14 protein-coding genes and 1 pseudogene are annotated in these 11,545 nt (G+C 66.2%); 14 read left to right on the plus strand and 1 reads right to left on the minus strand.

Features of this window, described 5'->3' with window-relative positions; translation table 11 throughout:
• Window position 1 precedes the first annotated feature (1 nt).
• From IEX41_RS18630 to IEX41_RS18640, 3 genes are read left to right on the plus strand one after another with little or no spacing between them, the layout of a single operon-like run.
• Window positions 2-961 (plus strand): SctD/MshK family protein, encoded by a 960-nt coding sequence (locus IEX41_RS18630; RefSeq protein WP_188791828.1) that lies wholly within the window; start codon window positions 2-4, stop codon window positions 959-961.
• A 19-nt stretch (window positions 962-980) separates the two neighbouring features.
• The gene (locus IEX41_RS18635; RefSeq protein ID WP_188791829.1) at window positions 981-1,388 is read left to right on the plus strand and encodes a hypothetical protein; all 408 of its coding nucleotides are present in this window, start codon (window positions 981-983) and stop codon (window positions 1,386-1,388) included.
• A complete protein-coding gene (locus tag IEX41_RS18640) occupies window positions 1,388-1,720 on the plus strand; it encodes a hypothetical protein (protein ID WP_188791830.1) in 333 nt (110 codons plus the stop codon). Before IEX41_RS18635 ends, IEX41_RS18640 begins: the two co-directional genes overlap by 1 nt.
• A 15-nt stretch (window positions 1,721-1,735) precedes the next feature.
• Here the strand turns inward: IEX41_RS18640 and IEX41_RS18645 are convergent, their stop codons facing one another.
• Window positions 1,736-2,323: a hypothetical protein gene (locus IEX41_RS18645; protein ID WP_188791831.1), complete on the minus strand. Its 588-nt coding sequence runs from the start codon at window positions 2,321-2,323 to the stop codon at window positions 1,736-1,738.
• 282 nt (window positions 2,324-2,605) lie between these two features.
• On the opposite strand from IEX41_RS18645, the gene sctJ reads away from it, so the two are divergent.
• From sctJ to IEX41_RS18700, 11 genes and pseudogenes are all read left to right on the plus strand, one after another.
• Window positions 2,606-3,391: a type III secretion system inner membrane ring lipoprotein SctJ gene (gene sctJ / locus IEX41_RS18650; RefSeq protein ID WP_188791832.1), complete on the plus strand. Its 786-nt coding sequence runs from the start codon at window positions 2,606-2,608 to the stop codon at window positions 3,389-3,391.
• 11 nt (window positions 3,392-3,402) lie between these two features.
• Window positions 3,403-4,044 (plus strand): hypothetical protein, encoded by a 642-nt coding sequence (locus IEX41_RS18655; protein ID WP_188791833.1) that lies wholly within the window; start codon window positions 3,403-3,405, stop codon window positions 4,042-4,044.
• Window positions 4,041-4,709, plus strand: coding sequence for an HrpE/YscL family type III secretion apparatus protein (locus tag IEX41_RS18660; protein ID WP_188791834.1), 669 nt, complete (start codon window positions 4,041-4,043; stop codon window positions 4,707-4,709). The genes IEX41_RS18655 and IEX41_RS18660 overlap by 4 nt, the downstream gene beginning before the upstream one ends.
• The gene (locus tag IEX41_RS18665) at window positions 4,706-6,055 is read left to right on the plus strand and encodes a FliI/YscN family ATPase (RefSeq protein ID WP_188791835.1); all 1,350 of its coding nucleotides are present in this window, start codon (window positions 4,706-4,708) and stop codon (window positions 6,053-6,055) included. The genes IEX41_RS18660 and IEX41_RS18665 overlap by 4 nt, the downstream gene beginning before the upstream one ends.
• A complete protein-coding gene (locus IEX41_RS18670; RefSeq protein ID WP_188791836.1) occupies window positions 6,052-6,552 on the plus strand; it encodes a hypothetical protein in 501 nt (166 codons plus the stop codon). The genes IEX41_RS18665 and IEX41_RS18670 overlap by 4 nt, the downstream gene beginning before the upstream one ends.
• Window positions 6,549-7,748, plus strand: a complete 1,200-nt coding sequence (locus IEX41_RS18675; RefSeq protein WP_188791837.1) for a FliM/FliN family flagellar motor switch protein — start codon at window positions 6,549-6,551, stop codon at window positions 7,746-7,748. The genes IEX41_RS18670 and IEX41_RS18675 overlap by 4 nt, the downstream gene beginning before the upstream one ends.
• Window positions 7,748-8,389: an EscR/YscR/HrcR family type III secretion system export apparatus protein gene (locus IEX41_RS18680; protein WP_188791838.1), complete on the plus strand. Its 642-nt coding sequence runs from the start codon at window positions 7,748-7,750 to the stop codon at window positions 8,387-8,389. The genes IEX41_RS18675 and IEX41_RS18680 overlap by 1 nt, the downstream gene beginning before the upstream one ends.
• A gap of 15 nt (window positions 8,390-8,404) precedes the next feature.
• Window positions 8,405-8,674, plus strand: a complete 270-nt coding sequence (locus tag IEX41_RS18685) for a flagellar biosynthetic protein FliQ (protein ID WP_188791839.1) — start codon at window positions 8,405-8,407, stop codon at window positions 8,672-8,674.
• A 3-nt stretch (window positions 8,675-8,677) separates the two neighbouring features.
• A complete protein-coding gene (locus tag IEX41_RS18690) occupies window positions 8,678-9,490 on the plus strand; it encodes an EscT/YscT/HrcT family type III secretion system export apparatus protein (RefSeq protein ID WP_188791840.1) in 813 nt (270 codons plus the stop codon).
• Window positions 9,487-10,527, plus strand: a complete 1,041-nt coding sequence (locus tag IEX41_RS18695) for an EscU/YscU/HrcU family type III secretion system export apparatus switch protein (RefSeq protein ID WP_188791841.1) — start codon at window positions 9,487-9,489, stop codon at window positions 10,525-10,527. Before IEX41_RS18690 ends, IEX41_RS18695 begins: the two co-directional genes overlap by 4 nt.
• Window positions 10,528-10,706: 179 nt before the next feature.
• Window positions 10,707-11,439: pseudogene (locus IEX41_RS18700) on the plus strand (transposase); the annotation flags it as partial.
• Window positions 11,440-11,545: the final 106 nt, after the last annotated feature.

The raw sequence follows: 11,545 nt of genomic DNA on the forward strand, positions 1-11,545 counted from the left end.
CATGATCGACGGCCTCGTCTCACAGATGCGCTGGTCTGCGGCTCGTCTCGAACGCCGCATCCGTGGCGCGCTCGCCCTTGATCGCGAGGCCGAGATCGAGATGGGGTCGACCGGCGGCCTGCTTCAGGGATCGCGGCGTCAGTTCTCGGGCAACCTTGTCGATATCGGCTCGGGTCCGCAGGATGACGTGCGACTGCCCGACGAGGATGTCGTCGAGGGACATGTCCGCATCCACCTGCGCCCGACCGCTTTTGGCATCTTCATGACCGTCGAGGCACGAGGCGCGGGCGTCGTTGTAGACGGGGACGAGGTTGCGCAGGGCAGCGAGTCGCACGAAATCCGTCTGCCCGCCACGCTTGAGCTGGGCAGCGCCTCGATGCGGCTTGCTCCTCCGGAGTCCGCATCCGCCCGGCGCAGCACACAGTCGATGACTTTTGGCGTGGGCTGTGTCGTGGCGTCCCTGCTGCTTGGCGTAGTCTTTGGCGCGCTCGTGCCGCCCAGCGGTGTCGAGATGCGGGCCACCGCCCCCTACCGCCCGACCGAACCGGCGTTGCCCCCCGAAGGCGCGCCCGAACGTCAGGCCATGCAGACCGTGCGCGAACGGCTGACCGAGGTCGGGCTCAGCCCCTTCATCGAGGCCGACCTCGCCCCCGGCGGCACCCTCGTGGTGAACGGTGTGATTCCGGCCCGGGCCGAACCCGACTGGCGCAGCTTCAACCGCTGGTACGACCGCCAGCCGGGCCTTCCGGTGATGGTGCGCAACGTGACAGTGGCCGGCGGGCTGTCGGATCTACCCGCCATCGCGCTCATCCATCTCGAGGAGCCGCGCCAGGTGCAGTTCGCCGACGGAACCCGCGTAGGCAAGGGCGATCTGGTCGTGGACGGCTGGCAGGTCGAGGCGATCGCCGACACAGAGATGACGCTGACGCGGCGCGGCGAACGCATCGCCGTCAGCTACTGACCTCGGGGAGCAAAGCCAGATGCCGCCAGTCGACCCAAACCGCCGCGCCTCTGCCGCCGGTCGGGGCCTGCGTTCCGCTCAGCCCGCCGCAGTCGCGCCGCATCCTGCGCCGCCCGCATCGCACCCGCCCCGGCCAAAGCCGACTGCCCTGCAGGTCCACGGCACGCCGCCCTCGCTCGACGACACACCCGCCGCGCGCCATCGCGCCGATCCTGCCGAACCCGCTCCCGAACTGATCGAATCCATTGCCGCGCGCGATAGCGATGCGCTGGCCATGGAGGTCGCAGTGACCTCGCTGCGCCTGCGCCAGAAGCTGGGGGAGTCGGGCAGCCAAGAGATGCTCGCAGGGCTTGAGGTTCTTGATCTGCAGGCACGCATGTTTGAGCACCTGCACATCCTGCGCACCGCAATCCCACAGGATCCGTGATGACCGCCGAGCCACTGCCGCGCCCCAGCCCGCAAAGCACCAAGGACTCAAACGGGGAGGACCCGGCCGAGCAGTCCCGCGACATCGCGCTTTTGAACAGCCTCGGCGCATTCTATATCGCCTATGGCCAACTCGATCAGGCACGGCATGTGCTGGCCCTCGCCCATTGGCGCAATCCTGCGGATATCACCACCTTCGGCCTGACCGCCCGGCTCAGCCTGAAGCGCGGCGACCGCGATCGCGCGGTGTCGATCCTGAGGATGATGAAACGGCGTGGCGAGCTGCCTCAGCGGGATGCCCAGCTTCTGGCTCGGTTGTCCCGTTCCGGCTGAGGCCGGCGGCGCATATCAAGAAGTCGACAAAGCCAGCGAATAAAAACTGCGGTCACGCAGCCCATCCCAGTGATGCTGAGCCAGCGGGCGGAATTCCCAGTCCGCCGGCGTCGGCAGGGCGTCCTCTTCGCGAGCCGTCTCAAGGATACGCCGCGACAATGTCAACCCGCCGCTTGCCATATCAGCCATCCCACCGCCGCCCAGCAGCCCGGCCATACCCAGGCTACGCACGGCGCTGATGCCAAAGCAGGCATGGGCTGCAAGGATGGTTTCGCGAAAGCCCCTTCCACGGGACAGCAGGACCACATGCCGGTCACCCTTACACATCTTGCCCTTCACCGCGCAGATCATATCCGCCTCACCCTGCCCCCCGTTGTCGAACCACCGAAAAAGCGGAGGCGCAAGATAGCCATCGATCTCGCAGCCCTCGTCGCGGGTGAGCAACTGTATAATGGTATGGACGAAAGAAAACCGCGACGCAGACAACCCCAGCACCGCCGACATCGATTCTACGCTCTGCGCATCCCGCGAGATCCGCTCAAAATGCCCCACGTAGGAGGCCGAGACCGAGGTGATGACACTTACGAGCAGATCGCTTTCCATCGAAGCGCTTCCAGAGATGGGGACATTATCCGTCAGGCCCGGTGCGGCAGACAGAGGGTGAAGTCGCATTTTGGCCGACGGGTGGCAAGGATCCAATACAGCGGATCGTCTTGAGTTATCCGACCATGTCCAGAGTGCCTGATTGCCCAAGGCCGCGTCTAGTGGGGCATGATGTGCGAATGTCCGCATATACGTATCTGCCTACGTAATCAGCACCTCTTGGAGACCTCAACACAGGTCGGGCATGGTTGCCACGGAACTGGACGTCCGGAGGGGGGCATCATGTGTTATCATCTCACGGCACTTCGCTTCGCAGCCCTTGCCGGGCTGTTGCTGCTCGCGGCGTGCAAGGAGCCGCTTTATACCGGGCTCGACGAGGTGCAGACCAACGAAATGGTCGCGATCCTGCAGGCCTCGGGCATCGAGGCGGGCCGACGCCGCGACAAGGACGGGCTTTACGAAGTGATGGTCACGCCCGCCGAGATCGGCGCCGCGGTGACCGTGCTGCGCGGCGAAGGCTATCCCAAGCGCCGCTTCGCCAGCTTGGGCGAAGTCTTCCCTGACGAGGGGATCGTCGGCACTCCCTTCGAAGAGCGGGCGCGCTTCATGTTCGCCTTGAACGAAGAACTGTCGCATACCGTGTCCGAGATCGCCGGCATACGTAGTGCCCGCGTGCAGGTGATGATTCCACCCCAGCCCCGCTACGGCGAAGCGGTCAATCGCTCATCCGCATCGGTGGCCCTGCATTACGAACCCGAGTTCGAACCGGGCCCCGCGATCCCGACCATCAAATCCCTGATCGCACATTCGGTGCCCCATCTTGAATACGACCGGGTCGACATCGCCGCCTTTCCGGCGTCGGGCATGAAACGGGTCGTGTCGGCAACGGACGCGCCCGACAGCGCGGTCCCGCGGCCCAATAACAGCCCTGCGGTAAACGGCGCATCATTGCTGCCTTGGGGCGATCGCGGCCAGCTTGCGCTGCTAGCGGCAGTCGCAGCGCTGATCGTACTGGGCGTCGGCGTGATGGCAATCGTGCACGGGCTGCTGCGGCGACCACGGGGCTGACGGAGCGGATCATGCAGCCTGCCTCTGACGCCTCCGCCAGCATCCTTGCCCACGCCCGGGCCGGCCGGGCCGACGCCCCCGACCGCCTTGCGCCGATCGCACTTGGCGCGATCGGAGACGCTGGCCTGCGGGCCGAGATGGTGCGCAACCCCCGTCTCCAGGCGGCGCTGGCCGCTCGGCTGGTCGATGGCGGCGCACTGGCCCTGCCGGACAGCCTGCCCACTTTCGAAAGCGATGCGGCGCTTTTGCATCTTCTGGATCTGCCGCGCCCCGCGCTTGTCCGGGCTTTGGGACTGGGCTGGTTCGCCGATGACCTGTCGGCGGCGATGATCGGCGGGCGGGCGATGCCTGCCGAGCTCACCCCGAAAGAGGTCCGCGCCGCCCTGCGGCTGCGCGACATCGCCCCCACGGTCGAGACGACCGGCGCCCTCGGCCCGGATGTTGCGGCGGCGGATACCGAAGGGCGGCTGTGCCTTGCCGCATGGTGCGGCAGCCTGCCTGACACGCCTGCGATGATCGCGATGGAGCTGGGGCTCTTCGACACGACCACGCTGCGCAATGTCGGGGCCGAAGCCCGCGCACATCGCATCGCCCGGCGCATCTGGGTGTCCGACTGGATCGCGCGAACCATGGACCGAGAGGGAGAGGCATGAAGGCAACCCGGATCAAGGCCACGGAACTGGACCGCCGCCTGTCGGGCGCCATCGCCCGGCGCGAGGCCAGCCAGTCGGCAGAGGCCATCCTTGCCGAGGCCAACGCGACCGCCGAGCGCATCCTCGAAGACGCACGCGCCGCCGCCAAAGACGAGATGGCCCGCGTTTCGGCCCTGTCCGACGCGCAGCTTGCTGAATTTGTCGACCACAACCGGATCGAAACCGCCGCCGATGCGGGGCTGCGGCTGATGCGCGACGCGGCGCGTCTGACCGAACGGTTCGACGCGCTTGGCCCTTGGATCGGCGATCTGGTTGCCGACGCGGTGATGCGCATTCTCGGCACCATCCCCGACGAAGACCGCGCCCGCAGCATCATCGCGCTTGCCCTGTCCGAGGGGCGTGCCGACTGGCAGATCACGCTGCGCAGCTCTCCTGACAGCACCGCATCGCTGCGCCGAGCCCTTAGGGATGAACAGGGCGAGATGCGCCCGGAATTCGCCGCCGTGCGTGACATCGTGGCCGATGACCGCCTGGCCCCGGGCACCTGCCTGATGCTGTCTGCCGATGGGGCCGTCGACATTTCAATCGAAACCCAGGTCGCCGTCCTGACCGACCGAATCCGTCGGACCGACGGACGCGCCGAAGATACGGCGGGGACGCGATGACCGGCTGCGACTCTTATTCCACCCGCCCCGATGGCGCTGACCGCGTGGCTCTTGAAGCGATGGCATCCGCCATGGCGATGGCGCGCCCGCGCCCCGCACTGGGCTGGGTGCGCGCCGTGACCAGTTCGGTGGTGCATGTGGCAATGTCCGGCATCCCCGTCGGCGCGATCTGCCGCATCGGTCAGGGCGCGCAGGCTGTCATGGCCGAGGTCATCAGCACGACTGACCGCACCGCGATCCTCAGCCCCCATGGCGGCACCGCGGGTCTGGCGGGAGGGCAGCTGGTGGCGATGGTCGACAGCTGCCAGCGGGTGGCGGTGGGCGATGCGCTGCTGGGACGGGTTCTTGACGGGTTCGGACGCGCCATCGACGGTGGCCCGCCGCCTGCGACAGATGCTTGGCGACCGGTCCGCGCCGCCGCGCCCGACCCACTGACCCGGCCCCTCATCACCCAGCGCCTGCACACCGGACTGCGCGCCATCGACGCCTTTACCCCGATCGGGCGCGGCCAGCGAATGGCGATCCTCGGACCGCCCGGCGCCGGCAAATCGGGGCTTTTGTCAGCGCTTGCGGCGGGGTGCGATGCCAATGCGGTGGTGATCGCGCTGGTGGGCGAACGCGGTCGTGAGGTGCGCGAATTCATCGAACTGACCCTGCCGCCCGAGGTGCGCGCCCATACGGTGGTGGTTGCCGCGACATCGGACCGTCCCGCGTCCGAGCGGGTATCCTGTGTGAACAGCGCGATGGCCATCGCCGAGGACATGCGCGCGCGAGGCCGGTCCGTGCTGCTGCTGGTCGACAGCCTGACGCGGGTGGCGCGGGCACTGCGCGAGATCGGCCTTGCCGCAGGTGAGCCGCCGACACGGCGTGGCTTTCCCGCCTCAGTCTACGCCGCGATCCCCGAAATCATCGAGCGGGCGGGCACCACGGGCGGCGGCGCGATCACCGGGCTGTTCACCGTGCTTGTCGAAGGCGACGGCGAAGGCGACCCCATCGCCGAAGAGGTGCGCTCGCTCACTGACGGGCACATCACGCTATCCGCCGAGATCTCGGCGCGCGGCCGTTATCCCGCGATCGCCGTGACCCAGAGTCTCAGCCGCATCGCCCCTGCGATCGCCGCACCCGAAGACCTTGAGGCCGCCGGGACCGCGCGCGACCTGATGGCCGCCTACGAAGAGGTGGAACTTTTGCTTCGGGTAGGGGAATACCGCGCTGGCACCGATGCGCGGACGGATCGGGCGGTGGCCTGCCGCGATGCGCTCGAGGCGTTTCTTGCCCAGCCATTGACCGAAGCCGCCACCGCGATTGAGCAAACCCGCGAAAGGCTGCAGGAGGCGCTGTCGTGACCATGCGCACCGCACCTGTCGTCCAGCTGCTGCGCCACCGCGAAGCACAGCTTGAACGGCTTGAGACCGCCCTGCTGCAGGCCCGCCGCGAAGTGGCCGACGCCGGCGTGGAGGCCGACGCGCAGCGTGCGCTGGTCAGCGCTGCCGAGGCGGCGCTGCCGTCGCGGATGGCGGCGATCCTGTCCGAGGCCGGACGGTTGCGCCACGCCTCGGACCAGTTCGCCGCCTTCCGTCTGGCGATGATCCGCGAGAAACGCGCCGAGGCCGATGCGCGGCGCGACCTTGAGAGCGCCGAGGCCCGGCTGTCAGCGGCGGAGGAGCGACAGGCGCTCCTGTCGGATCACGGGCTGGAGGCCCAACGCCGGGTCGAGGCTCTGCGCGAGCTGCTGCGCCTGGAAAACCGCCGCAAGTCCCAGCGCGCCGAGATCCGCGCCGAAGACGACGCACCGCCCCGACCTGCTGCCATGCCCGCATGGCTGGGAGACGCCCTCGCATGACATTGATGAAACATCTCACCACCACTGGAGGGCACCCCCTGGTCCACCCGTTCCACCTGCCCCGGCGCCGCATTCCCGCCAGTCAGGTCAAACTGATCAACCGCCTTGCCGCCGCGCCGGTGGATCTGGTTCTGGAAGACGCGTTTCTGGGTGAAATCACGATCCAGCGTGACGACACGCTGCTGCAGGACTTTATTGCCGCCGAGCGGATCAGCCTTGTATGCGAGGACGTCACGTTCCGGCTTGTCCTGTCACAGCCCGTGCTTCAGCCCCTGTTGAAGCACCGCAATGTCGTCGAGGAACTGCCTGGCCTGCGCCGTGATACGCAGCTTGCCGCGCTGGTGGTCGAGCATCTTCTTGGCGGCTTGCTCGACCGGTTCGAGGTGGCCAGCGGTCTGACGGTGGCCATGACATCGGTGGACATCGCCTCTGTGCCCAAGGCCGGGACCTTTTCTGAGACGGCGATACCGCTGCGCATTGGCTGCGCGCTTTGGGACGAACCGGTGGCCTGTATCCTTTCATCGACCGATTATGGCGCCGCTGACATCCTTGAAGAACTGGTCGACGTCATTCCCCGCCCAAAGTCCGATGCCCCGTCGAAGGCGGCGGTGCTCACCGGTATGGCCGATGCGGTCGTGCTGGGCCCCAAACTGAACATGACCCGCGCTGAACTGCGCGAACTGTGCCCCGGCGACGGGGTATTGTTGCCGCCGCAGGCCAGCCTCGTCGACGAGCTTTCCCTGCGCATCGCCAACCACCTGACAGCCCGCTGTGAGATCGATTCCGAAAGCCGGGGCCTGCGCCTTATCTCCGCACCCGAACCGGACCACTCAACACCCGGCGCGCGCCATGATCCGACGCCCGGCGCACTTCATGACCCGACGAAGGAGTTTTCCCCCATGAGCACCGACACCGCCCGCCGGGAAGGCGTTCTTGACGATCTCCCCCTGACGCTCAGCATCGAGCTGTCGCGTACCGAGATCCCGTTTCATGAGCTTGAAAGGCTCTGGGTCGGCAGCATCGTTTCGGTGCCCGGCGCATTTGACACCGATGTCACCCTCCTCGCAAATGGCCGCAGATTTGCGCGAGGCGAATTGGTCGCCGTGGAAGACGCCGATGGCAGCCTGCGCCACGGGGTGCGCCTGACGTCCTTCGATGACGGACGCGGCGCGGGGGCGGACACGGACGACGCCTGATGGGAGAGCTGACCTCTCCGCTGATCATTGGCTTCATTGGCGGGTTCTTTCTGCTGGCGGTGCTGACGCTGACCTCCTTCATCAAGCTTTCGGTGGTGTTCATGATCCTGCGCAATGCGCTTGGATTGCAGCAGGTTCCGTCGAACATGATCGTCATGGCGCTGGCGGTGATCCTGTCGGTCTTCATCTCGATGCCGGTTCTGTCGGCATCGCTGTCCGCGCTGGCCGAGGTCGATTTTGCAATGATGACCCCCGAGCGCATCGTCGACGTGGCGCAGGTTGGCATCGCGCCGTTCCAGACCTTTCTCGCGGCCAACATCGACCCCGAACAGCTTGATTTCTTTGTGGGCATCGCCAACGAGGTCTGGCGCGGCTCGGGGCTGGTGGGTGGGCCGGACGATTTCGTGATCCAGGTTCCGGCCTTCATGCTGTCGGAACTGACACGCGCCTTCGAAATCGGCTTTCTGCTATACCTGCCCTTCGTGGCCGTCGATCTTGCCGTGACCGGCATCCTGATGGCAATGGGCATGCAGCAGGTCCAGCCCAACATCATCTCGGTGCCGTTCAAGCTTTTGATCTTCGTGGTGCTCAACGGCTGGCTGTCACTGATCGAGGGCCTTCTGACCAGTTATGCCAGCTGACCGGAGACAAGACCCATGAGCGATACCAGCTTTGTCGGATATCTGTTCAGCTTTATGCTTGATGCGGCAATCCTTGCGGGGGTTCCGCTGGCAGTGGCGACGCTGGTGGGGCTGATCGTGTCGATCTTTCAGGCGGTCACCCAGATTCAGGATCAGTCCCTGTCGCAGACCGTCAAGATTGCCGCGATCGGAGCGGTGCTCTTGGCCTTTGGCGGTGTTCTGGTGGCCCCGCTGATGACCGACACGCAGGTTCTGTTCGACAGCTTCTCGGCGACAAGGCGATAAGCGATGGACGATCTTGCCGCCGAACGCTTCCTGGCTCTGCCATTCGAGTCGGCGTTCCTGTTCATCGCCCTGAACATGCTGCGCCCGATGGGGCTGACCTTCGGCTTTGTGGCCTTCTCCTGGGGGCTGGGCCAGTCGGTGACGGTGCGCGCAGGGATCGCACTGGCGCTGGCGCTGCCGCTGATGATCCTGTCCGCGCCTGGATTTGCCGATCTGCGCGATGGCGTGCAGGGGGCGGCCTTGCCGATCATGCTGGTCAAGGAATTTGCCTTGGGCTACGCGCTGGGGCTGCTGGCGGGACTGCCGTTTCTCGGGCTTCAGTTCGCGGGCGCCGTCATCGACACCTATCGCGGTGAAAACGCCGGCGGCGCGCCGGACCCGGCAGGGGGCCAGCTGCCCACCTTTGGCCTGCTGTTTTTGATCATCGGCCTGTTCGGATTTTTCGCCAGCGGCGGACTGTGGCGGCTGGTGGGCGCGCTTTACGACAGCTACGACATGTGGCCCGCGGCCCAGCACCTGCCCCGCTTTGCCGCCGACACGGGCACGCAGCTGGGTGCGATGGTAGACGGGCTGCTGCGCGATGCGCTGGTGATTGCGGCACCGCTGATGGCGATCCTGTTGGCGATAGACTTTGCGCTGGCCGTCGCCGACCGGCTGTCGCAGCGCCTGCGCCTGACCGAGCACGCCTTTACCTCAAAGAATCTCGCAGCGATGCTGTCGCTGCCGCTGATGGCGCTATACATCGAGCGCGCCAGCGCGGGCCAGATTTCGGACGCGCTTGACGCGCTGCCGATGCTACGCGGCATCCTGCCATGAGCGAGACCGAGGAGAAGACCGAGCCGCCCACCGATCGCAAGCTGCGCAAGCAACGCGAAGAAGGCAGCGTTCCCCAGAGCCAAGCGATGGTCGGCTTTGCCACCTGCGCTCTGGGCCTTGGGGTGCTGACGGCGGTGGCGCCCATGGTCTTCGCACACCTGTCGGCGGCCTTTGCGCAGGTCTTTGACGCCATCGCCGCCCCCTCGCCGCATCAGCACAGCCTTGCGGTTTCGATGACCGTGCGCGCGGCGATCCTTGCGGTGCTCCCGGTCATCGCTGCCACTCTCGCGGCGGCCGTGCTGATCACCGCGCTGTTCCACAAGGGGATACCCTTTTCGATGAAGCCGCTCGCTCCGGCATTCGAAAAGATCTCTCCGGGTGCCGGGTTCAAGAGGCTGATCGGGCGGCGCAACTGGGTCGAAAGCGGGCTCGGCTTGCTGCGTGTGATCCTGTGGCTGTCGGCGGCGTCGGGGGTGGTCTGGGTGATGGCGGCGGGTCTGTTCCGGGTTGATCGCTGCGGGGCCCCCTGCGCCATCGAGGCCGGGGCGCTGATGGTCTGGCGTCTGGTGCCGGTGGCCATCGCGATGCTGCTGGCCTGTGCCGGGCTTGATATGCTGGTGCAGGTCCAGCTGTACCGGCACGAACAGAAAATGTCGCATTCCGAGGTCAAGCGCGAGCAAAAAGAAAGCTACGGCGCCCCCGAAATCCGTCAGGCGCGCAACCGCCTGCGCAACGAGGCCACGCGCGGCACCGAACACGCCGGGGCCGCCCGTGCCAACATGTGCTTTTACAGCGAAGAAGGCGCGGTGGGGATCAGGTTCCACCCCGAAGACAGCCCCCTGCCCCGTGTCGTCGCCATCGCCCGTGACCCCGAGGCCGCGCTTGCGCTGCGCGAGGAGATCGCGGGCCGCGGCCATCCAGGAGAACACAATCCCGCCCTCACCGGGGCCTGTCTGCGCGTACCGCTTGGCGCTCCGGTACCCGAGGTGGTGTTCCAGGCCCTTGTGGAGGCCATCGCCCGGCTCTTTGCGATCTGAACGCAAAGCGCCAGATCGAATGACACGAGCCTGATCTTCATAGCCTGCCCGCGCGCCCGACCGCGGCCACGTGCGCCAACCGCGCCTTGTGTCTGCGCCACGCAGGCCACGGACTGACCTGCTCCCCTGAAAAGTCCGCGGTTTGAGGTTCGCCTGTTCTCCACACGAGGAGACAGACGATGCGGAAGGGCCGTTTCAGCGACGAGCAGATCATTGGCATTCTGAAGGAGCACCAGACCGGCATAGGCGCCAAGGAGCTGTGCCGGAAGCACGGCATCAGCGATGGCACGTTCTACCAGTGGCGGTCGAAGTATGGCGGCATGGAAGTGTCGGAGGCCAAGCGGCTGAAAGCGCTCGAGGTTGAGGATGCAAAGCTGAAGAGTTGGAGGGATCAGCAAAGTCCCCAGTGGGGCGTTTGCCCCGAACAACGCTTGCGGAGCAGATGCTCGATGTCGCCACGCTCAAGGAGATGCTGGGAATGGAAGCAGGCGAACGCCATGCGTTCGAGAGAGCCTGCGGACCCTTCTGAAGCCCGGTTCAAGGCGACGAGCGCTGGACTGGGCCATGACAGAGAGAAACTACAACCAGCGGCGGGCATGCGCTTTGGCCGGGATCGATCCGCGTGTCTATCGGCGTGGTTTCACCAGGCCGACGGATGCCGAGTTGCGAACAAGGCTAAAGGAAATGTCTGGCGAGCGACGGCGCTTCGGCTATCGGTGTCTTCACATCCTGCTGCGGCGGGAAGGCTGGACGCTGAACTGGAAGAAGCTCTACCGGATCTACCGGGAAGAAGGCTTTACAGTTCGTAAACGGGGCGGTCGCAAGCGGGCCCTGGGGACCCGCTCCGCGCCCATGACGATCCCGCAGGGGCCGAACCAGCGATGGTCTTTGGACTTCGTCTCGGACAGCCTGTCCCCCTCTTGATGGTGTGGACGCCCCCTCACGGCATCGCTGTGCCAAGGTAGCGGTGTCGAAATTCGCTACGAGGAGGAAGCGTCCATGGAGAAGGTTAGCATTG

The organism is Salipiger pallidus, from assembly GCF_014643635.1.
GTDB classification, from domain to species: Bacteria; Pseudomonadota; Alphaproteobacteria; order Rhodobacterales; family Rhodobacteraceae; genus Salipiger; species Salipiger pallidus.

Excerpts from the sequence above, each read along its gene's own strand:
- sctJ (WP_188791832.1), top strand. The coding sequence starts at position 2,606 with ATGTGTTATCATCTCACGGCACTTCGCTTCGCAGCCCTTGCCGGGCTG.
- IEX41_RS18635 (WP_188791829.1), top strand. The coding sequence starts at position 981 with ATGCCGCCAGTCGACCCAAACCGCCGCGCCTCTGCCGCCGGTCGGGGC.
- IEX41_RS18655 (WP_188791833.1), top strand. The coding sequence starts at position 3,403 with ATGCAGCCTGCCTCTGACGCCTCCGCCAGCATCCTTGCCCACGCCCGG.
- IEX41_RS18630 (WP_188791828.1), top strand. The coding sequence starts at position 2 with ATGATCGACGGCCTCGTCTCACAGATGCGCTGGTCTGCGGCTCGTCTC.
- IEX41_RS18685 (WP_188791839.1), top strand. The coding sequence starts at position 8,405 with ATGAGCGATACCAGCTTTGTCGGATATCTGTTCAGCTTTATGCTTGAT.
- IEX41_RS18665 (WP_188791835.1), top strand. The coding sequence starts at position 4,706 with ATGACCGGCTGCGACTCTTATTCCACCCGCCCCGATGGCGCTGACCGC.
- IEX41_RS18660 (WP_188791834.1), top strand. The coding sequence starts at position 4,041 with ATGAAGGCAACCCGGATCAAGGCCACGGAACTGGACCGCCGCCTGTCG.
- IEX41_RS18695 (WP_188791841.1), top strand. The coding sequence starts at position 9,487 with ATGAGCGAGACCGAGGAGAAGACCGAGCCGCCCACCGATCGCAAGCTG.
- IEX41_RS18640 (WP_188791830.1), top strand. The coding sequence starts at position 1,388 with ATGACCGCCGAGCCACTGCCGCGCCCCAGCCCGCAAAGCACCAAGGAC.
- IEX41_RS18690 (WP_188791840.1), top strand. The coding sequence starts at position 8,678 with ATGGACGATCTTGCCGCCGAACGCTTCCTGGCTCTGCCATTCGAGTCG.
- IEX41_RS18680 (WP_188791838.1), top strand. The coding sequence starts at position 7,748 with ATGGGAGAGCTGACCTCTCCGCTGATCATTGGCTTCATTGGCGGGTTC.
- IEX41_RS18675 (WP_188791837.1), top strand. The coding sequence starts at position 6,549 with ATGACATTGATGAAACATCTCACCACCACTGGAGGGCACCCCCTGGTC.
- IEX41_RS18645 (WP_188791831.1), bottom strand. The coding sequence starts at position 2,323 with ATGGAAAGCGATCTGCTCGTAAGTGTCATCACCTCGGTCTCGGCCTCC.